This is a genomic window from Variovorax sp. GW821-FHT10C12, assembly GCF_059415405.1.
The window spans coordinates 171,673-191,134 of the sequence record NZ_JBWKNE010000003.1 but is presented as its reverse complement, the minus strand read 5'-3'; the positions used below and the strand labels follow the sequence as shown (position 1 = coordinate 191,134).

The 19,462-nt window shown below is 69.4% G+C and carries 20 protein-coding genes; 12 read left to right on the top strand and 8 right to left on the bottom strand.

Annotated elements, in window-relative coordinates:
• The first annotated feature begins 79 nt into the window (after positions 1 to 79).
• The 4 genes from cysK (at position 80) to AC07OH_RS17415 (ending at position 4,362) form a co-directional block, all read left to right on the top strand.
• On the top strand, positions 80 to 1,000 hold the full coding sequence (gene cysK / locus AC07OH_RS17430; RefSeq protein ID WP_062478599.1) for a cysteine synthase A: 921 nt from the start codon (positions 80 to 82) through the stop codon (positions 998 to 1,000).
• A 73-nt stretch (positions 1,001 to 1,073) separates the two neighbouring features.
• Positions 1,074 to 2,699, top strand: coding sequence for an NAD(P)/FAD-dependent oxidoreductase (locus AC07OH_RS17425; protein ID WP_495301544.1), 1,626 nt, complete (start codon positions 1,074 to 1,076; stop codon positions 2,697 to 2,699).
• Positions 2,700 to 2,701: 2 nt separating this feature from the next.
• Positions 2,702 to 3,250: a VUT family protein gene (locus AC07OH_RS17420; protein WP_495301543.1), complete on the top strand. Its 549-nt coding sequence runs from the start codon at positions 2,702 to 2,704 to the stop codon at positions 3,248 to 3,250.
• Between the two features lie 110 nt (positions 3,251 to 3,360).
• Positions 3,361 to 4,362, top strand: a complete 1,002-nt coding sequence (locus tag AC07OH_RS17415; RefSeq protein WP_495301542.1) for a ProQ/FinO family protein — start codon at positions 3,361 to 3,363, stop codon at positions 4,360 to 4,362.
• A gap of 91 nt (positions 4,363 to 4,453) precedes the next feature.
• Here the strand turns inward: AC07OH_RS17415 and htpX are convergent, their stop codons facing one another.
• From htpX to AC07OH_RS17380, 7 genes are all read right to left on the bottom strand, one after another.
• Positions 4,454 to 5,326 carry a protease HtpX gene (gene htpX, locus AC07OH_RS17410; RefSeq protein WP_495301541.1) on the bottom strand — a complete coding sequence of 291 codons (873 nt, stop codon included), beginning with the start codon at positions 5,324 to 5,326 and terminating at the stop codon, positions 4,454 to 4,456.
• A 148-nt stretch (positions 5,327 to 5,474) separates the two neighbouring features.
• Positions 5,475 to 6,239 (bottom strand): DUF3025 domain-containing protein, encoded by a 765-nt coding sequence (locus AC07OH_RS17405; RefSeq protein WP_495301540.1) that lies wholly within the window; start codon positions 6,237 to 6,239, stop codon positions 5,475 to 5,477.
• Positions 6,215 to 7,045 carry an NYN domain-containing protein gene (locus AC07OH_RS17400; protein WP_495301539.1) on the bottom strand — a complete coding sequence of 277 codons (831 nt, stop codon included), beginning with the start codon at positions 7,043 to 7,045 and terminating at the stop codon, positions 6,215 to 6,217. Before AC07OH_RS17400 ends, AC07OH_RS17405 begins: the two co-directional genes overlap by 25 nt.
• Positions 7,030 to 8,061 (bottom strand): dihydroorotase, encoded by a 1,032-nt coding sequence (gene pyrC / locus AC07OH_RS17395; protein ID WP_495301538.1) that lies wholly within the window; start codon positions 8,059 to 8,061, stop codon positions 7,030 to 7,032. Before pyrC ends, AC07OH_RS17400 begins: the two co-directional genes overlap by 16 nt.
• 37 nt (positions 8,062 to 8,098) lie before the next feature.
• Complete coding sequence (locus AC07OH_RS17390) at positions 8,099 to 8,620, bottom strand: RNA polymerase sigma factor (RefSeq protein ID WP_495301537.1); 522 nt, start codon at positions 8,618 to 8,620, stop codon at positions 8,099 to 8,101.
• Between the two features lie 3 nt (positions 8,621 to 8,623).
• Positions 8,624 to 8,833, bottom strand: a complete 210-nt coding sequence (locus AC07OH_RS17385; RefSeq protein ID WP_495301536.1) for a YgaP family membrane protein — start codon at positions 8,831 to 8,833, stop codon at positions 8,624 to 8,626.
• 148 nt (positions 8,834 to 8,981) lie between these two features.
• Complete coding sequence (locus tag AC07OH_RS17380; RefSeq protein ID WP_495301535.1) at positions 8,982 to 9,725, bottom strand: peptidoglycan-binding protein; 744 nt, start codon at positions 9,723 to 9,725, stop codon at positions 8,982 to 8,984.
• A gap of 170 nt (positions 9,726 to 9,895) precedes the next feature.
• Between AC07OH_RS17380 and AC07OH_RS17375 the strand changes: the two genes are divergently transcribed.
• Positions 9,896 to 10,237 (top strand): Rieske (2Fe-2S) protein, encoded by a 342-nt coding sequence (locus AC07OH_RS17375; RefSeq protein ID WP_495301534.1) that lies wholly within the window; start codon positions 9,896 to 9,898, stop codon positions 10,235 to 10,237.
• A 47-nt stretch (positions 10,238 to 10,284) separates the two neighbouring features.
• Positions 10,285 to 10,527 (top strand): hypothetical protein, encoded by a 243-nt coding sequence (locus AC07OH_RS17370; RefSeq protein WP_307582923.1) that lies wholly within the window; start codon positions 10,285 to 10,287, stop codon positions 10,525 to 10,527.
• Here the strand turns inward: AC07OH_RS17370 and AC07OH_RS17365 are convergent.
• Positions 10,512 to 11,429, bottom strand: coding sequence for a LysR family transcriptional regulator (locus AC07OH_RS17365; RefSeq protein ID WP_062478562.1), 918 nt, complete (start codon positions 11,427 to 11,429; stop codon positions 10,512 to 10,514). The two genes, AC07OH_RS17370 and AC07OH_RS17365, sit on opposite strands and share 16 nt — an antisense overlap.
• A 155-nt stretch (positions 11,430 to 11,584) precedes the next feature.
• Between AC07OH_RS17365 and AC07OH_RS17360 the strand changes: the two genes are divergently transcribed.
• The 6 genes from AC07OH_RS17360 (at position 11,585) to AC07OH_RS17335 (ending at position 19,420) form a co-directional block, all read left to right on the top strand.
• Positions 11,585 to 13,720: a 3-hydroxyacyl-CoA dehydrogenase NAD-binding domain-containing protein gene (locus tag AC07OH_RS17360; protein WP_495301533.1), complete on the top strand. Its 2,136-nt coding sequence runs from the start codon at positions 11,585 to 11,587 to the stop codon at positions 13,718 to 13,720.
• A gap of 31 nt (positions 13,721 to 13,751) precedes the next feature.
• The gene (locus tag AC07OH_RS17355; protein WP_495301532.1) at positions 13,752 to 14,942 is read left to right on the top strand and encodes an acetyl-CoA C-acyltransferase; all 1,191 of its coding nucleotides are present in this window, start codon (positions 13,752 to 13,754) and stop codon (positions 14,940 to 14,942) included.
• A gap of 18 nt (positions 14,943 to 14,960) precedes the next feature.
• Complete coding sequence (locus AC07OH_RS17350; RefSeq protein ID WP_495301531.1) at positions 14,961 to 16,169, top strand: acyl-CoA dehydrogenase family protein; 1,209 nt, start codon at positions 14,961 to 14,963, stop codon at positions 16,167 to 16,169.
• Between the two features lie 11 nt (positions 16,170 to 16,180).
• Positions 16,181 to 17,323, top strand: coding sequence for an acyl-CoA dehydrogenase family protein (locus tag AC07OH_RS17345; protein WP_495301530.1), 1,143 nt, complete (start codon positions 16,181 to 16,183; stop codon positions 17,321 to 17,323).
• Entirely contained in the window at positions 17,320 to 18,138 is an 819-nt protein-coding gene (locus tag AC07OH_RS17340; RefSeq protein ID WP_495301529.1) for an oxepin-CoA hydrolase, alternative type, read from the top strand. The genes AC07OH_RS17345 and AC07OH_RS17340 overlap by 4 nt, the downstream gene beginning before the upstream one ends.
• Before the next feature lie 73 nt (positions 18,139 to 18,211).
• A complete protein-coding gene (locus tag AC07OH_RS17335; RefSeq protein ID WP_495301528.1) occupies positions 18,212 to 19,420 on the top strand; it encodes a CaiB/BaiF CoA transferase family protein in 1,209 nt (402 codons plus the stop codon).
• Positions 19,421 to 19,462: the final 42 nt, after the last annotated feature.

Sequence of the window (19,462 nt, the reverse complement as noted above, 5' to 3'; positions counted from 1 at the left end):
CCTGCGCTGAAACGGTCGCGGGCTGGTCTCACAATGCGCGCTGTCCGCCCGAACAACCGCATTGATCCAAGGAGATTCCATGAAGGCCCAGAACATCCTCCAGACCATCGGCAACACGCCGCACATCCGCATCAACCGCCTGTTCGGCCATGCGAAGCAGCAGGTCTGGATCAAGTCGGAGCGCGCCAACCCCGGCGGCTCGATCAAGGACCGCATCGCGCTGTCGATGGTGGAAGACGCCGAGAAGAGCGGCGCGCTCAAGCCCGGCGGCACCATCGTCGAGCCCACCTCCGGCAACACCGGCATCGGCCTGGCGATGGTCGCGGCCGTCAAGGGCTACAAGCTGATCCTGGTGATGCCCGACAGCATGTCGGTGGAGCGCCGTCGCCTCATGCTGGCCTACGGCGCCACCTTCGACCTCACGCCGCGCGCCAACGGCATGAAGGGCTCCATCGCCCGCGCCGAGGAAATCGTGGCCGGCACGCCGGGCGCGTGGATGCCGCAGCAGTTCAACAACCCCGCCAACGTCGACGTGCACGTGCGCACCACGGCCGAAGAGATCGCGGCCGACTTTCCCGAGGGCATCGACGTGCTCATCACCGGCGTGGGCACGGGCGGCCACATCACCGGCGTGGCGAAGGTGCTCAAGAAGAAGTGGCCCAAGCTGCAGGTGTTCGCGGTGGAGCCCGTGGCTTCGCCCGTGATCTCGGGCGGCGCGCCGGCGCCCCACCCCATCCAGGGCATCGGCGCGGGCTTCATTCCGAAGAACCTGGACACCTCGCTGCTCGACGGCGTGCTGCAGGTCGACGCCGAACCCGCGCGCGAAATGGCGCGCCGCTGCGCGGTCGAGGAAGGCATCCTGGTTGGTATCTCGTCGGGCGCGACGCTCGCGGCCATTGCGCAGAAGCTGCCCTCGCTGGCGCCCGACGCGGTGGTGCTGGGCTTCAACTACGACACGGGCGAGCGCTACCTCTCCGTCGAAGGCTTCCTGCCCGCCTGATCCAGCTACAAGTTTCATAGCGCCTCGGGCGCTTAAAATCGTCGGTCTGCTTGATAACCACAAGCCCCACGACATGCTGCGAATCTCCGAACTCAAACTCCCGCTCGACCACGCGCCTGACGCGCTGGCCACCCTGATCGCCCGAACGCTCGACGTTCCGCCCGAAGCGATCGCCTCCCACACCGTCTACAAGCGCAGCTTCGACGCCCGCAAGGTCGACCTGCTCACGGTCTACATCTGCGACGTGCAGCTGGCCGACGCCGCGCTCGAAACCGCGCTGCTGGCCAAACACGCCGGCCACCCGCACATCCAGCCCGCGCCCGACATGCGCTACACGCCGCCGGGCCAGGCGCCCGACGACGCCACGCGCCCCGTGGTGATCGGCTTCGGTCCCTGCGGCATCTTCGCGGCACTGATGCTCGCGAAGATGGGCTTCAAGCCCATCGTGCTCGAACGCGGCAAGACCGTGCGCCAGCGCACCCGCGACACCTGGGGCCTGTGGCGCAAGAGCGTGCTCAACCCCGAGTCGAACGTGCAGTTCGGCGAAGGCGGCGCCGGCACCTTCTCGGACGGCAAGCTCTACAGCCAGATCAAGGACCCGCGCTTCCTCGGCCGCAAGGTGATGGAAGAGTTCGTGAAGGCTGGCGCGCCGCCCGAAATCCTGTACGTCGCGCATCCGCACATCGGCACCTTCAAGCTGGTGAAGGTGGTCGAGAACATCCGCGAGCAGATCGTCGCGCTCGGCGGCGAGATCCGCTTCGAGCAGCGCGTGACCGACGTGCACATCGAAGACGGCCACCTGCGCGGCCTCACCGTGCTCGACCAGACGACCGGCCAGAGCAGCGAGCTGCGCGCCGACCACGTCGTGATGGCACTGGGCCACAGCTCGCGCGACACCTTCGAGATGCTGCATGCGCGCGGCGTGTACATCGAGGCCAAGCCTTTCTCGATCGGCTTCCGTGTCGAGCACCCGCAGGGCCTCATCGACCGCGCCCGCTGGGGCCGCCACGCGGGCCATCCGCTGCTGGGCGCGGCCGACTACAAGCTGGTGCACCACGCCAGCAACGGCCGCTCGGTCTACAGCTTCTGCATGTGCCCCGGCGGCACCGTGGTCGCGGCCACCAGCGAGCCGGGCCGCGTGGTCACCAACGGCATGAGCCAGTACTCGCGCAACGAGCGCAACGCCAACGCGGGCATCGTGGTGGGCATCGACCCGAAGGACTTCCCCGGCGATGCGCTGGCAGGCATCGCGCTTCAGCGCCAGCTCGAAAGCAACGCCTATGTGCTCGGCGGCAGCAACTACCACGCGCCCGGCCAGCTGGTGGGCGACTTCATCGCCGGCAAGCCGTCCACCGCGCTCGGCAGCATCATCCCGTCGTACAAGCCTGGGGTGACACCGACCGACCTGCACCAGGCCCTGCCCGCCTACGCCATCGAGGCGATGCGCGAAGCCTTCCCGGCCTTCGGCCGCAAGATCAAGGGCTTCGACACGCACGACGCCGTGCTCACCGGCGTGGAAACGCGCACCTCGTCGCCCATCCGCATCACGCGCGGCGACGACTTCCAGAGCCTCAACGTGCGCGGCCTCTACCCGGCCGGCGAAGGCGCGAGCTACGCGGGCGGCATCCTGTCGGCCGGCGTGGACGGCATCAAGGTGGCCGAGGCCGTGGCGCGCAGCGTGCTCGGCAGCGCCGTTTGACAATGCACTTCCACCGTCCCACCACCGGCCAGCTGGCCGTCGCCACGCTGGCGATGGCCGCCGTGGTGCTCGCGTCCAACCTCCTGGTGCAGTTCGCCATCAACGACTGGCTCACCTGGGGCGCCTTCACCTACCCGGTGGCCTACCTCGTGAGCGACCTCGTCAACCGGCGCTTCGGCCCCGGCATGGCGCGGCGCGTGGCGTGGGTCGGCTTCGCGGTGGCCGTGGCGGTGTCGCTGCTGCTCGCACCGGCGCGCATCGCCGCCGCCTCGGGCCTGGCCTTCATCGCCTCGCAGCTGCTCGACATCCGCGTGTTCGACCGCCTGCGCCGCGGCCTGTGGTGGCGCGCGCCGCTGGTGGCCACGGTGATCGCGGCCGTGCTCGACAGCATCGTCTTCTGGGGCATCGCCTTCGCAGGCACCGACGGCCCCTGGCTCACCTGGGCGCTCGGCGACCTGGGCGTGAAGCTCGGTGTCGGCGTGCTGATGCTGCTGCCGTTCCGGCTGCTGATCGGGCGGCAAGCCGCTGACCGAGGCGCTGCACGCGCATGACGATCCGCCCTGACAATACCCGCAGGATGTTCCGGCCGCGCTGACCGCGCGGGACCGGTTGTTCTTTTTCTTCCCTTTCCATCCCTCGCGCCCATCGCCGAGCCTTCCGTATGACCGACGCATCCACCGCCGCCCCGAACACGAACTCGCGCAACGCACGGCGCCAGCGCCCGGACATGGCCGAGCAGCTGCAGCAGCTGAAGTCCGGCGCGGGCAGCACCGACGCAGGCGCTGACGCGTCGGCAACGCAGCCCGCTCCCGCGCAACAGCAGCAACAGCAACGCCCGCCGCGGGCGAAGCAGCAGCGCCCGCACGGGCAGCAACAGCCGCAGCAGGGGCGCAAGCCGCGCGGCCCGCAGCAACAACAACAGCAACCCGAAGCCCAACGCGCACCGCGCAAGGTCAACCCGGTGCTGGAACGCCTGTTCGCGCTCTACCCGCAGCTCTTCGGCGCACGCTTCGTGCCGCTGAAGCTCGGCGTGTATGAAGAGCTGATCGCGCGCCATCCCGAAGACTTCAAGGCCGAAGACCTGAAGATCGCGATGGGCCAGCATGCGCGCTCCACGCGCTACCTCGAGAGCGTGGCCGCCGGCCATGCGCGCCACGACCTGGACGGCAACGCGCTCGACCCGGTCGCGCCCGAGCACGTGCACCACGCCATCCTCGAACTGCACCGCCGCCGTTCGCACCGCAACCCCGGCGAAGACCTGCGCCCGCAGCTGGTGACGCGCATCGCCAAGGCCATCGAAGCCTCGGGCCTGGACCACGAGGCGTATGCCGTGCTGGTGCGCTCGCGCGACGCTAACAACAACGCCGTCGTCGACGAAGCCCTGGCCGAACTCGCCCAGCAGGCCGCCAAGCGCGAAGCCCTGCTGCGCGCCTTCGAAGCCAGCGGTCGCAGCGAACAGGAATTCGCCGACATGTACGGCATGAAGCCCGGCGACGTGACGCGCACGCTGCAGCGCGTGCGGGACGACAAGAAGCGGGCCGAGGCGGCAGCCGCTGCCGCAGCGGTGGCCGCCGACGCGGCAGCAGCCGCAGCGCCTGAGGTGCAGGCGGCGCCCGAAGCAGAAACCGCCCCGGCCGCTCCCGAAGCACCCGCCGCGGACTGACGCCACACGCCCGCCCCAACGAAAAAAGCCGCCACATCACTGTGGCGGCTTTTTTCATGGGCGACGGCGTTGGTCGCCTTCTGCAGTGGGCTCAGCGCGCGTTCTGCAGCGCCGCGATGCGTTCTTCGATCGGCGGGTGCGAGGCAAACAGCTTGCCCATCGCGCCCGTGATGCCCATGGCCTCGACGGCCTTGGGCAGTTCGCCAGCCGGCAGGCCGCCCAGGCGCGCGAGCGCGTTCATCATCGGCTGGCGGTTGCCCATGAGTGCGGCGGCGCCGGCGTCGGCGCGGAACTCGCGCTGGCGCGAGAACCAGGCCACCACCATCGCGGCGGCGAAGCCGAGCACGATGTCCAGCACGATGGTGCTCACGTAGTAGCCGATGCCGGGGCCCGACGAGCGGTCGTCGCCGCGGCGCAGGAAGCTGTCGACCGCATAGCCGATCACGCGCGAGAGGAACACGACGAACGTGTTCATCACGCCCTGGATCAGCGTCATCGTGACCATGTCGCCGTTGGCGATGTGCGCGACTTCGTGGCCGATGACGGCCTCGACCTCTTCGCGCGTCATGCCTTGCAGCAGGCCGGTGGACACGGCCACGAGCGACGAGTTCTTGAACGCGCCGGTGGCGAAGGCATTGGGCTCGCCTTCGAAGATGCCGACCTCGGGCATGCCGATGCCGGCCTTGTCGGCGAACTTGCGCACGGTGCCGACGATCCAGGCCTCATCGGGCGACTGGGGGTTGTCGATCATGCGCAGGCCGGCCGTCCACTTGGCCATGGGCTTGCTGATGAGCAGCGAGATGATCGCGCCGCCGAAACCCATGACCAGCGCGAAGCCGAGCAGCGCCGTCAGGTTGAGCCCGTTGGCCGTGAGAAAGCGGTTGACGCCGAGCAGGCTGGCGACCACGCCGAGCACCGCGACGACCATCACGTTGGTCAGGACAAACAGAAGGATACGTTTCAAGTTGAATTCTCCGTGGGGAACACTGCCGACCAGATGAGGGCCACAAGGCCCGCTTCAAGCCTGCCCGGCCGGGGTGACCGCTGTTGTCGTAGGTTGTGACGGACGCGGCGCGGTGGCGTGCGGTAGAGCAATGATAGGAGTAAAAGTTCTACGAACGGGGCCGGAAGACCTTCGGATCGTCGTAGTAATCGGGTGTTTCGTTGGCGCCGCACCACCCCGGAACGCCAAGCACCGGCAGCGGTGCGAAGGGCTTGCGTGCCATGTGTTCGGGCGTGAGGTGGCGCGCCAGCGCCGCGTCGTCGAGCGGGCCTGCGACGGCAGGCAGCAACAGCACATGCGCGGTCGCGGCCTTGCGCGGCACCACCAGCTTTTCGAGCAGCGCATGGCCGAACACGCGCAGCCGGGCCTGGGCCCAGAGTGCGCGCCGCGTGACGAACAACGCCTGCCAGTCGCGCGCCACCAGCGCCTCCCACAGCGCGGGCGGTGCATCGAGCACCGCGCCGTTCTCGTCGAAGAGCGTGAGCGCATCGCGCAGCGGCCCGCGCGTGGCGCCGACGCCGGCGCGTGCGATCTCGGCGGCCTGCAGTTCGTTGAGGCGGCGCTTGGTTTCGGGAAAGGCCAGCCAGACGAGGCCGTTGAAGAAGTCGTGCAGGTTGTCGCGCGTGGGCACGGTGCGCGTGCGGAAGATGTGGGCCTCGTAGGCCTGGCCTTCGGGCAGCGCGTCCTGCGTGACGAAGTCGGGCACGGTGGGTGGCTTGGCGCTTTGCAGCGCGGCGGCGACGGTGCCGCTCTGTGCAATGGCCCGCGCCACGGCTTCGCCGGGATCACGGTACGGTGCCAGCCAGGGTGCGGCCCACTCGATGGCCGCGACCGCCGGCAGGCCCGGGCTCAAGGCGCGGGCGCCCCCGTCCATCGGATGCGGTCGGGGTGCTGCATCACCGCGAACTCGGCCGTGAGCTTGTCGAAGAGCTTGAGCGAGCTGCCGCTCTTGCTGAGCAGGCCGGCGGTGCGCAGGGCCTTGGCCACGTCGTTCAGCGGCACGTCGGTGCCGCGGCGCAGTGCGGGCACGGCCTGCAGGATGAACTCGGCGGCTTCGGAGATTTCCGGTTGCTGCGGCGGTGGCGGTGCCACAGGCTTGGCCGTCTTCGCCGCCGTCTTGCGCGCGGTCTTGGCCGCAGCCTTCTTCGCAGGGGCGGTCTTCGCGGCTGGCGTCTTCTTCGCAGCCGCCACCTTCTTGGCCGGCGCGGTGCGCACGGCCGGCTTGATGCCGTGGTGCGCGAGGTCGATGAAGCTGTCGTAGATGCCGACGGTCTCTTCGCCGGTCTTGCCCTGCTGGCCGATGCCGCAGACGCGGCAGCCCTTTTCCCGCAGGCGGATCACGAGCGGCGCGAAGTCGGAATCGGACGACACCAGCACGACCACGTCGGGCCGCTCGGCGATCACGAGGTCGATGGCGTCGACGGCCAGCGCGATGTCGGTGCTGTTCTTGCCCGCCGACAGGTTCACCATGGGCCGCACCGACAGCCGCTTGAACAGCGCCTGGCGGTTCACGGCCATCTCGGCGTTGCAGTAGGCGCGGCGCACGTGGATGGCGCCGAAGTCCTCCATCGTGCGCTGCACGGCCTGCTCGATCACGTCGGCCGAGACGTTGTCGGCGTCGATCAGCAGCATCACGCGCAGCGACGACAGGGGCACCGGCGCCGTCATGCGAGCTTCCATTGCACGGTCTCGCCGCCGCGCAGCGGCTTGAGCGTGGCTTCGCCGTAGGGCACGGTCTCGGGCAGGGTCCAGGTTTCGCGCTTCAGCGTGATGGTGTCGGTGTGGCGCGGCAGGTCGTAGAAGTCGGGGCCGTGGAAGCTGGCGAAGCCTTCGAGCTTGTCGAGCGCGTTCACCCTGTCGAAGGCCTCGGCGTACAGCTCGATGGCGGTGAGCGCGGTGTAGCAGCCGGCGCAGCCCAGTGCATGTTCCTTCAGGTGCGCGGGGTGCGGTGCGCTGTCGGTGCCCAGGAAGAAGCGGTCGCTGCCGCTGGTGGCCGCCTCGACGAGCGCGACGCGGTGCGTCTCGCGCTTGAGCACGGGCAGGCAGTAGTAGTGCGGGCGGATGCCGCCGGTGAAGATGGCGTTGCGGTTGTACAGCAGGTGGTGCGCCGTGATGGTGGCGGCCGTGAAGCGGTCGGCGTCGCGCACGTAGTGGGCGCCTTCCTTGGTGGTGAGGTGCTCGAACACCACCTTGAGTTCGGGGAAGTCGCGGCGCAGCGGGATCATCACGCGGTCGACGAACACGGCTTCGCGGTCGAACAGGTCGATGGCCGGGTCGGTCACTTCGCCGTGCACCAGCAGCAGCAGGCCGTGCTTCTGCATGGCCTCGAGCGTCTTGTAGGTCTTGCGGATGTCGGTCACGCCGGCATCGCTGTTGGTGGTGGCGCCGGCCGGGTAGAGCTTGAGCGCGCGCACGCCGGCTTCGGCGGCCAGCGCGATTTCCTCGGGCGGCAGCTTGTCGGTCAGGTAGAGCGACATCACGGGCTCGAAGGACGTGCCCGCGGGCACGGCGGCGCGGATGCGGTCGCGGTAGGCCACGGCCTGGGCGGCGGTGGTCACGGGCGGACGCAGGTTCGGCATGATCAGCGCGCGGCCGAACTGGCGGGCGCTGTGGGGCACGACGGCTTCGAGGGCGGCGCCATCGCGCACGTGCAAGTGCCAGTCGTCTGGGCGGGTGATCGTGAGGGTGTCTGTCATGGCGAGGGGATTGTCGCATCGCCCCCTGAGGCGGCCCCTACCCCAGCAGGTACTCGCGCACCAGCAGTCGCGCTCGGTGCAGCCGGCTCTTCACGGCGCCCGGCGGCTCGCCCAGGCGCTCGGCGATCTCGGCGATGGTGAGTTCCTCGAAGTCGCGCAGCAGCACGACCTCGCGGTAATGCGCCGGCAGCGATTCGAGCGCGTTGGCCAGGTCGATGCGCAGCGCATCGTCGCTGCGGGCCGCGAGCTGGCGTTCGACCACGTCTTCGTCGAGCGGGTCGTGGCGGAACATCGCGCGCTGCAGGCGCAGGCATTCGCGCCGGATGACGGTGAACAGCCACGACGAGAACGCCGCAGCCGCCTGCAGCCCGCGCACGCGGCGCGCGACCACGAGCAGCGATTCCTGCACGGCGTCGTCCACGTCGCTGGCCTGGCAGTGCCGGCGGGCGTAGCGACGCGCGTCGGTCTGGCAGGCGGCGAGCAGGCCCTCGAGGGCGACGGGGTCGCCGGTCTGCGCAGCCAGGATCAGGCAGGTGCGGTCGATCGCTGCGGGGGCCATGGGTCAGCGGCCCTTGTCGAGGGTGCGCCCGACCATCGCGCACATCGGGCAGAAGCCGACGAGTCCGGTGAGGGCCAGCATCGCGCCCATGAGGCCGACCGCGACGGCCATGGCGTCCGCCGGCCAGTTCATGGCGGCAAAGGCGAGGCCGGCGAGGCCCAGGGCGATGCGCAGGGCGCGTTCCCAGCCGGGGAGGTTCTTGACGTAGAGCATGGTGGGTTCCTTCGATCCGTGACGTGTGAATGCGGAGGAACAGAACGCCCCTCCCGCATGGAAAGAGGCGGCCACCCGCCGAAACGGTTCGCGGAAAGTCAGGATTTTTTCATGCCGTCGCGGCAATGCCCACCCGCACGAGGCACAGCTACCGTTGGAACACCCCGCAGACGCGGTCGGCCACGGCCTGCATCCAGCGCACATGGCTGGTCGAGCTGCGCGCGCCCCGGCCCGGCGGCCAGGGGTCGAACAGGCGCAGCGTGGTTCCGCCCCCGCCGGGGTCGTTGTCGCCGCGGATGCCCGCGAGCACGACCATGTGGCCCGGCTGGCCGACAGGCGCGCCGCCCTTGGCGCCCCAGCGCAGGTCGAACATCAGCGGCCCGGCGTGCAGCGCGGTGCGCAGCGCGGCAACGGTCCACGGGCCGTGGGGCCGCAGCGTGAGGCCGTGCGCGGCGGCGAAGCGGCGGTTGTCGTCGTCGTCATCGCGGCTGCCCTGCGCATGGCGGTCGCTGTCCACGCAGCGGCGCAAGGCACCGTCGGCGCCCATCAGCTCGCAGGGCGTGCGCGCCAGCACGGTCTGCACGGTGGCGCGCGTGAGCATCGCGGTGGCCGCGGCCCAGCACAGCGCGGGCGCAGGCTGCGGGATCAGCGCCACGGGGTGCAGCAGCGGCGCGTGGGTTTCGTTGTCGAAGGCCACGTTGCGGGTGCAGGGGCCGGCTTCGCCGTCCTCGCACAGCCAGTGCGCGGCCTGCAAGCGCAGCACGGCCGCCCGGGTGACGGGGCCGTAGTCGCCATCGGGTACGAGGGCGGGGCTGGGTTGCAGCTTGCGGTTCAGGGCCTCCTGCAGGCGACGGACATCGGCCCCGCGCCAGCCCTGTTTCAGCGTGCTCATCGGTGGGAATCCCCCTTGACACAAGGATGCACGGACGAATGAAAGCGAGCGGATGCATTGTGAAAACGGCGCGCCCCTGCGTCTATTGGTCGGAGGACATAGCCAGAACATGTGATGACACAGGGGTTCGCCCCCGAGCGATGGACTTTGACCTTGGTAGGCTCGCTCCCATGACCGCCGCGCCCGCCCCGACCGCCCACCCCATCGCCACCGAACTCGCCGACGGCGCCCTCGCGGCCCTGTTCACCGCGCCCGGCGGCGCGCCGGCCTTCGCGGTGCGCTGGCAGGGCGCCGTGCACGGCTACCTCAACCAGTGCCCGCACGCCGGCGGCCCGCTCGATTTCGAAGGCCAGATCCTCGAAAGCTCCGGGCGCTACCTGATGTGCGCGCGGCACGGCGCGATCTTCGAGCCCGACACCGGGCGCTGCGTGGGCGGCCCCTGCCGCGGCGCGCGCCTCACGCCGCTGGCGCTGCGCGAGGCGGCGGACGGCAGCGTGTGGCTGGCCGACTGACGCCGCCAAGCGGCTACAGTCGCGACCTCTTCTTTCCGCCCTGCCCCATGCGCCGATTCGCTGCTTTCTCCGTCCTCGTTCCGGCCCTGCTCATCGGCGCGGGCTGCGTCTCGCGACCCGCGCCGCGCGTCACCTTCCTGGCCGACGGCGTGTTCAAGTCGCCCACCGCGCAGGACGCCGAGAACTACTGCCGCAACTTCGGCGCGCCGATGCGCTTTTTGAGCAGCACGCTGTCGGAGGTGCCGGCAGAAGGTGTGCCGGCGGGGGAAGTCGTCTACCGCTGCGACTGAGCTTCTTCGGCTTCTTCCGGCCGCACCCGCGCCAGGATGAAATCGATGAACGTCCGGATCGCCCGCGTGTGCTGGCGGTTCGGCATGTAGAGCATGAACATCTGGGTGCCGAAGATCGACAGGCGCCAGTCGTCCAGCGTGGTCACCACGTCGCCGCGGCGCACGTCTTCCTGCACCACGTAGTCGGGCACGAGGCCCACGCCCAGGCCCGCGAGGATGGCCTGGCGCAGGAACAGGAAGTTTTCCGAGATCAGCGTCGGCTCCAGGATCACCTCGCGCCGCGTCTCGCCCTGGTAGGCCGAGATGCGCAGCTGCCGCCCGATGACGGCGGCCGTGACCACCGGCGTGGCGCGCAGCGCGTCCAGCTGCACGGGCAGTGGGTGGCGCTCGGCGTACGCGCGCGTGGCGCAGGCCACGTAGCGCACCGGGCCCATCTCGCGCGCCACGAGGTTCTGCGGCGGCTCGGGGATCACGCGGATGGCGATGTCGACCTCGTCGCGCAGCAGGTCTTCGATGCGGTTCTCGAACACCACGTCGAGCACGATGCCGGGGTACTGGCGCTTGAAGTCGATGAGCCAGTCGGCCATCACGAGCTGGCCGTAGCCGCTGGGCACGCTCAGGCGCACGCGGCCCTGCAGACCCTCGCCCAGCGCGGTGACCGACTCGCGCGCCGCCAGCAGCTCGCCTTGAATCGCCACGCCGTGCTGGTACAGCCGCAGGCCGATCTCGGTGGGCTCGGCGCGCCGGGTGGTGCGCCGGATCAGCTGCGCACCCACCGAGCGCTCCAGCTGGTTCAGGTGGTAGCTGACGTTGGCCCGGGTCATCTTGAGCCGGCGCGCCGCCGCGCTCAGGTTGCCCGCGTCAAGGATTTCCACCAGCAGGGTGAGCGATTGCAGGTCCATGGGCGGATTGTGTCAAAAATTCTTTGACAGTCTGTCAACCACCTATGCAATTGTCAAAGCAGCGATGCCGGCCAAGAATGCAGGGCTCCCCAGAGCCCCGGACCCCTCGACTTCACGAGGGCCTGCCACGCAAGCAAGAGACAAGCGACACGCACATGGCCACCCCCACTCCCAGCCCTTCCACGTCCAACGGTCCCGTCACCTTCCAGCGTCAAGGCGACGTGTGCGTGGTGACCATCGACAACCCGCCTGTCAACGCCCTGGGCGTGGACGTGCGCCGCGGCCTGGCCGCCGCCATCGATGCGGCCGAGGCCGACAGCGGCGCCAAGGCCGTGCTGATCGTCGGCGCGGGCCGCAACTTCATCGCCGGCGCGGACATCCGCGAGTTCGGCCAGGCGCCGCAGCAACCCTCGCTGCCCGAGGTCTGCCTGAAGATCGAGAACTGCACCAAGCCGGTGGTCGCTGCCATCCACGGCGCCGCGCTCGGCGGCGGGCTGGAAATTGCCCTGTCGACGCACTACCGCCTCGCCGCGCCCACCGCCAAGCTGGGCCTGCCCGAAGTGGCGCTGGGCCTGCTGCCCGGCTCGGGCGGCACGCAGCGCGCACCGCGCCTCATCGGCGTGAAGCCCGCGCTCGAACTGATGCTCAGCGGACGCCATGCGGGCGCGAAAGAAGCGCTGTCGCTCGGCCTCGTCGACCGCCTCGGCGCCGAAGCCGATGCCCGCGCCGAAGGCCTCGCCTACGCGCAGGAACTGGTCGCCGCCAACGCCCCCGTGCGCCGCACGCGCGAAGCCGCCGGCCTGGCCGACAAGGATGCCGCCCGCGCCGCCCTCGAGGCCGCGCGCGCCGACACCGCCAAGAAGAGCCGCGGCCTGTTCTCGCCGATGAAGATCGTCGAAGCGGTCGAAGGCGCGCTCACGCTGCCCTTCGACGAAGGCATGGCGCTGGAGCGCAAGCTGTTCCTGCAGTGCATCGACAGCCCGCAGCGCGCCGGCCTGATCCACGCCTTCTTCGCCGAGCGCGAAGTGCTGAAGGCGCCCGAGACCCGCTCGGCCAGCCCGCGCGCGCTCACCTCGGCCGGCATCGTCGGCGGCGGCACCATGGGTGCGGGCATTGCCGTGGCCATGCTCGACGCGGGCCTGCCCGTGACCATGGTCGAGCGCGACGAGCCCAGCCTGGCGCGCGGCCGTGCGCACGTCGAGAAGGTGTACGACGGCCTCATCGCCAAGGGTCGCATGACACAAGAGGCCAAGGCCGCCGTGATGGCGCGCTTCTCGGGCTCGACCAGCTACGACGCCTTCGCCAACGTCGACATCGTGGTCGAGGCCGTGTTCGAGGAGATGGGCGTCAAGAAGGCCGTGTTCGCCGAACTCGACCGCGTGTGCAAGAAGGGCGCCGTGCTCGCCACCAACACCTCGTACCTGGACATCGACGAGATCGCCGCCAGCATCTCGCGACCGCAGGACGTGGTGGGCCTGCACTTCTTCTCGCCCGCCAACATCATGAAGCTGCTGGAGATCGTGGTGCCCGCCAAGGTGAGCGCCGACGTGGTCGCCACCGGCTTCGAGCTTGCCAAGAAGCTCAAGAAGGTGCCTGTGCGCGCCGGCGTGTGCGACGGCTTCATCGGCAACCGCATCCTGGCCGTGTACCGCCAGGCCGCCGACCACATGATGGAAGACGGCGCTTCGCCCTACGACATCGACGCGGCCGTGCGCAACTTCGGCTACCCGATGGGTCCGTTCCAGGTGTCCGATCTGGCCGGCGGCGACATCGGCTGGGCCACGCGCAAGCGCAAGGCCGCCACGCGCGACCCGCAGGCGCGCTACGTGCAGGTGGCCGACCGCATCTGCGAGCGCGGCTGGTTCGGCCAGAAGACGCAGCGCGGCTACTACCTCTACCCCGAAGGCGCGCGCACCGGCGTGCCCGACCCCGAGGTGCTGGCCATCATCGACGCCGAGCGCGTGCGCGCCGGCATCACGCCGCGCAGCTTCACCGAAGAAGAAATCATGCGCCGCTACATGGCCGCCATGGTCAACGAAGGCGCCAACGTCGTGCTCCAGCGCATCGCGCTGCGCCCGCTCGACGTGGACGTGACCTTCCTCTACGGCTACGGCTTCCCGCGCCACCGCGGCGGCCCCATGAAGTACGCCGACACCGTGGGCCTGCCCAAGGTGCTCGCCGACATCCGCGAGTTCGCCAAGGCCGACCCGATCTTCTGGAAGCCGTCGCCGCTGCTCGTGGAGCTGGTCGAACGCGGCGCCGATTTCGCCAGCCTGAATCAATCCGAGTAACCCGTAGCAAGAGCCCCCAGGAGACAACCCCATGCGTGAAGCCGTCATCGTTTCTACCGCCCGCACCCCGCTCACCAAGGCGCACCGCGGCGAATTCAACATCACCTCCGGCGCCACGCTGGCCTCGTTCGCGGTGAAGGCCGCGGTCGAGCGCTCGGGCCTGGACCCGGCGCTGATCGAGGACGCGATCCTCGGCTGCGGCTACCCCGAAGGCACCACCGGCCGCAACATCGCGCGCCAGTCGATCATCCGTTCGGGTCTGCCCATCGGCATCGCCGGCACCACCGTGAACCGCTTCTGCGCCTCGGGCCTGCAGGCCATCGCCATGGCCGCCGGCCGCATCGTGGTGGACGGCGCGCCGGCCATGATCGCGGGCGGCGTGGAAAGCATCTCGCAGATCCGCGGCCGCAGCCCCGGCGACGGTGGCGACCTCAGCCTGGACCCGTGGATCGTCGAGCACAAGCCCGAGCTCTACATGGCGATGATCGACACCGCCGACATCGTCGCCAAGCGCTACAACATCAGCCGCGAAGCACAGGACCGCTTCTCGGCCGAGAGCCAGCGCAAGACCGAAGAAGCGCAGCTGGCCGGCCGCTACAAGGACGAGATCGTGGCCTGCACCACCACGATGGCCGTGACCGACAAGGAGACCAAGGAGGTCACGCACCGCGAAGTCACCGCCACGGAAGACAACTGCAACCGCCGCGGCACCACCTACGAGGCGCTGGCCAAGCTCAAGCCCGTGATGGGCGACGACAAGTTCATCACCGCCGGCAACGCCTCGCAGCTGTCCGACGGCGCTTCGGCCTGCGTGATGATGGAAGCCAAGGACGCCGAACGCGCCAACCTGAAGCCGCTGGGCGCGTTCCGCGGCCTGGCGCTGGCCGGCTGCGAGCCCGACGAGATGGGCATCGGCCCGGTCTTCGCCGTGCCCAAGCTGCTCGCGCGCCACGGCCTGAAGGTGCAGGACATCGACCTGTGGGAACTCAACGAAGCCTTCGCCTCGCAGTCGATCTACTGCCAGGAGAAGCTGGGCATTCCGTCGGAACGCCTGAACGTGAACGGCGGCGCGATCTCCATCGGCCACCCCTTCGGCATGACCGGCGCACGCCTCACCGGCCACGTGCTGCTCGAAGGCAAGCGCCGCGGTGCCAAGTACGCCGTGGTCACGATGTGCATCGCCGGCGGCATGGGCGCCGCAGGCCTGTTCGAAATTTATTGATTCATTGAGGAGTCCGCGATGGACCTGAACTTCACGACCGAAGAAGAAGCCTTCCGCAGCGAAGTGCGCACCTTCCTGGCGAACAAGCTGCCCGCGCGGCTGTCCGACAAGGTGCGCGGCGGCAAGATCCTGGAAAAGGCCGACATGCAGGAATGGCACGCCATCCTGAACGAGCGCGGCTGGCTCGCCAACCACTGGCCCGAGCAGTACGGCGGCCCGGGTTGGACCGCGGTCGAGAAGTTCATCTTCGAGAACGAATGCGCCCTGGCCTTCGCGCCGCGCATCGTGCCCTTCGGCGTCAACATGCTGGGCCCGGTGCTCATCAAGTACGGCAACGAAGCGCAAAAGAGCTACTGGCTGCCGCGCATCCTGAGCGGCGCCGACTGGTGGTGCCAGGGTTACTCCGAACCCGGCGCGGGCTCCGACCTGGCCGCGGTGAAGACCACGGCCGTGCGCGGCATCGACGCGCAGGGCGACCACTACATCGTGAACGGCCAGAAGACCTGGACCACGCTGGGCCAGCACGCCAACATGATCTTCTGCCTGGTGCGCACCAACCGCGAGGCGAAGAAGCAGGAAGGCATCAGCTTCCTGCTGGTCGACATGACCTCGCCCGGCGTGGAAGTGCGCCCGATCATCACGCTGGACGGCGAGCATGAAGTCAACGAGGTGTTCTTCTCCGACGTGCGCGTGCCCGCCGAGAACCTCGTGGGCGAAGAGAACAAGGGCTGGACCTGCGCCAAGTACCTGCTGACCTACGAGCGCACCAACATCGCGGGCGTGGGCTTCTCGGTGGCCGCGCTCGAACAGCTCAAGGGCATCGCCGCATCGCAGACCAAGAACGGCAAGCCGCTGGCGGACGACCCGGCCTTTGCCGCACGCCTGGCGCGCGTCGAGATCGACCTGGAGAACATGAAGACCACCAACCTGCGCGTGATCGCGGCGGTGGCCGGCGGCGGCGTGCCCGGTGCAGAAAGCTCGATGCTGAAGATTCGCGGCACCGAGATCCGCCAGGAAATCTCGTCGCTCGCGCGCCGCGCCATGGGCGTATACGGACGGCCCTTCGTCGAGGAAGCGCTGCACGACGGCTTCGACGGCGAGACCTTCGGCCCCGCCTACGCATCGGCCGCAGCTGCGCGCTATTTCAACAACCGCAAGCTGTCGATCTTCGGCGGCTCGAACGAAATCCAGAAGAACATCATCAGCAAGATGATCCTGGGCCTGTAAGGAGAGATGCAATGAACTTCGAACACACCGAAGACCGGCGCATGCTCGCCGACAGCCTGAACCGCTTCATCGCCGAGCAGTACGCCTTCGATGCGCGCGACCGCATCGCGAAGTCGGCACACGGTTTCAGCAAGGAGATCTTCCAGAACTTCGCCGAGCTCGGCGTGATCGGCGCGCTGTTCAGCGAGGCCGACGGCGGCTTCGGCGGCAGCGGCTTCGACATTGCCGTGGTCTTCGAAGCGCTGGGCCGCGGCCTCGTGGTCGAGCCGCTGCTGGGCGCCGTGATGGTCGGCGAGGCGATCAGCGCCGCCGGCAGCGACGCGCAGAAAGAGAAGATCGGTGACATCGTCAACGGCGTGACCGTGGCGGCCTTTGCGCACGACGAGGCCGACACGCACTACGAGCGCACGCGCGTGGCCACGAAGGCCGAACGCGGCGGCGACGGCTGGGTGCTCCAGGGCGCCAAGGCCGTGGTGCCGCAAGGCGAGCAGGCCGACCTGTTCCTGGTCTCGGCCCGCACCTCGGGCAACGTGGACGACGCAACGGGCATCTCGCTCTTCCTCGTGCCCGCCAAGACCGCCGGCCTCGCCGTGCGCGGCTGCCCCGCGATCGACGGGGGCCGCGTGGCCGAACTCACGCTCGACGGCGTGACGCTCGGCGCCGACGCGCTGCTGGGCGCCGAAGGCCAGGGCGCCGCCACGCTGGAACGCGCCATCGGCCGCGGCGTGCTCGCGCTGTGCGCCGAAGCCCTGGGCGCGATGGAAGCCGCCAAGACCGCCACGCTCGAGTACCTGCGCACGCGCAAGCAGTTCGGCATCCTCATCGGCAGCTTCCAGGCCTTGCAACACCGCATGGCCGACCTGCTGCTGGAGATCGAACAGGCCCGCTCGGCCGTGATCAACGCTGCCGCCGCCATCGACGGCAGCGACCGCGTGGCGCGCGAGCGCGCGCTGTCGGCCGCCAAGTTCAGCATCGGCCGCATCGGCGCGCTGGTGGCGGAAGAGAGCATCCAGATGCACGGCGGCATCGGCATGACCTGGGAGCTGCCGCTGCCCCACTACGCCAAGCGCCTCGTGATGATCGACCACCAGCTCGGCGACGAAGACCACCACCTGCAGCGCTACATTGCGCTCGGCAAGGAGCTGGCAGCATGAGCGACGCGAAGACCGTCCTCATCAGCCAGGAAGGCGCCGTCCGCATCCTGACCAACAGCAACCCGGCCGCGCGCAACGCGATCACGCCGACGCTGTACGCCGAGCTGTCGGCCGCGCTCACCGATGCGCAGAACGACCCCGAGGTGGGCGCCATCGTCTTCACCGGCGCGGGCGACTTCTTCTGCTCGGGCGGCGACCTGAACCTGCTGGCCAAGCGCCGCGAACTGCCCGAGGCCGAACGCCGCGAGAAGCTCGAAGGCCTGCACGACCTGATCCGCGCGATCCGCGACTGCGGCAAGCCCGTGATCGCCGCCGTCGAAGGCGGCGCGGCCGGCGCCGGCCTGTCGATGGCGCTGGCCTGCGACATGCTGGTGTCCGCGCGCGATGCGTTCTACACGGTGGCCTACGTCAAGGTCGGCCTCACGCCCGACGGCGGCGCCACGGCCTTCCTTGCGGAGTTCGTCTCGCGCCAGCTGCTCACCGAGCTGTGCCTCACCGGCGACCGCCTCACGGCCGAGCGCCTGCATGCGATGGGCGCGGTGAACCGCCTGACCGACAAGGGCGGCGCGCTGGCCGAGGCCATCGCCCTCGCCGCCAAGGTGGCCAACGGCCCGCAGCGCGCCAGCGCACGCATCAAGACGCTGTGCCGCCAGGCGCATCGCGCGACGCTCGAGGAACAACTCGAGGCCGAAGCGGTCTACATGGTGGCGTCGCAGGCCGATGCCGAAGCCGCCGAAGGCATCGGCGCCTTCCTCGGCAAGCGCAAGGCCGACTTCGTCGCGTTGCGCCGCGCACCCCAGCCCGACGCGTCCTGACGCGCTGAGCCCCTCCCCGCGTGTGCATGCCGATGCAGATGCGGGGGCCTTTCGTTTTCCTGGAGTTGTTCCCATGCCCTCGCTGAATTCCTCGCTGCCGCTCGCCGGCGTGCGCGTCCTCGATCTGTCCCGCATCCTTGCCGGCCCCTGGTGCGGCATGGTGCTGGCCGACATGGGCGCCGAGGTGATCAAGGTCGAGCACCCGGGCCGCGGCGACGACACGCGCGACTGGGGCCTGCGCGTGGGCAAGACCGAGACCGCCTACTTCAACAGCGTGAACCGCAACAAGCGCTCCGTCACGCTCGACCTGCAGACGCCCGAAGGCCAGCAGATCGCGCGCGACCTGGCCAAGCAGTGCGACGTGGTGCTGCAGAACTTCAAGTTCGGCGGCATCGACAAGCTGGGCCTGGGCTACGAACAGCTGCGCAAGGAGAACCCGGGCCTCATCTACTGCTCGATCTCGGGCTACGACCGCACCGGCCCCGAGGCCGCACGCCCCGGCTACGACCTCGTGGTGCAGGGCGAGGCCGGCCTGATGGCGCTCAACGGCGAAGCCAACCAGCCGCCGCTGAAGTTCGGCGTGGCCGCCGTCGACCTGTTCACCGGCATGTACTCGGCGCAGGCCGTGCTGGCCGCGCTCTACCAGCGCGAGAAGACCGGCACCGGCCGCCACATCGAGATGGCGCTGTTCGACTGCGGCCTGATGATCACCGCCTACTACGGCCTCGAAGCGCTGCTGATGGGCGAAGACCCGCCGCGTTATGGCAACTCGCACCCGTCGATCGTGCCCTACGGCGTGTTCGATGCGGCCGACGGCCCGCTGGTGATCACCGTAGGCAACAACGCGCAGTTCATGCGCTTCTGCACCGAGGTGATCGAGCGCCCCGACCTCGCGGCCGACGAGCGCTTCAAGACCAACATCCTGCGCTCGGCCAACCGCGCCGCGCTGCTGCCCGAGCTGAACGCCGAGCTTGCCAAGCGCCCGCGCGCCGCGCTGCTCGAAAAGCTCAACGCCTCGGGCATCCCCTGCGGCGAGGTGCTGGGCCTGCTGGAAGCGCTGAACTCCCCGCGCGCGACCGACGCCGGCCTGGTGACCAAGCAGCCGCACCCGGTGGCCGGCGAGGTCCATGTGCTGGCGCCGCCCTACCGTTTCGATGGCGAGCGCCTGCCCGTGCGCAGCGCGCCGCCCACTTTGGGCGAAGGCACGCACGACGTGCTGAAGTCCCTGCTCGGCCTGTCGGATGAAAAGCTGGCAGCGCTGAAAACGAATGGCGTCGTCTGATCGCACCACGCGAAGACAACGCCCGCATCCCTGAAGAGAAAT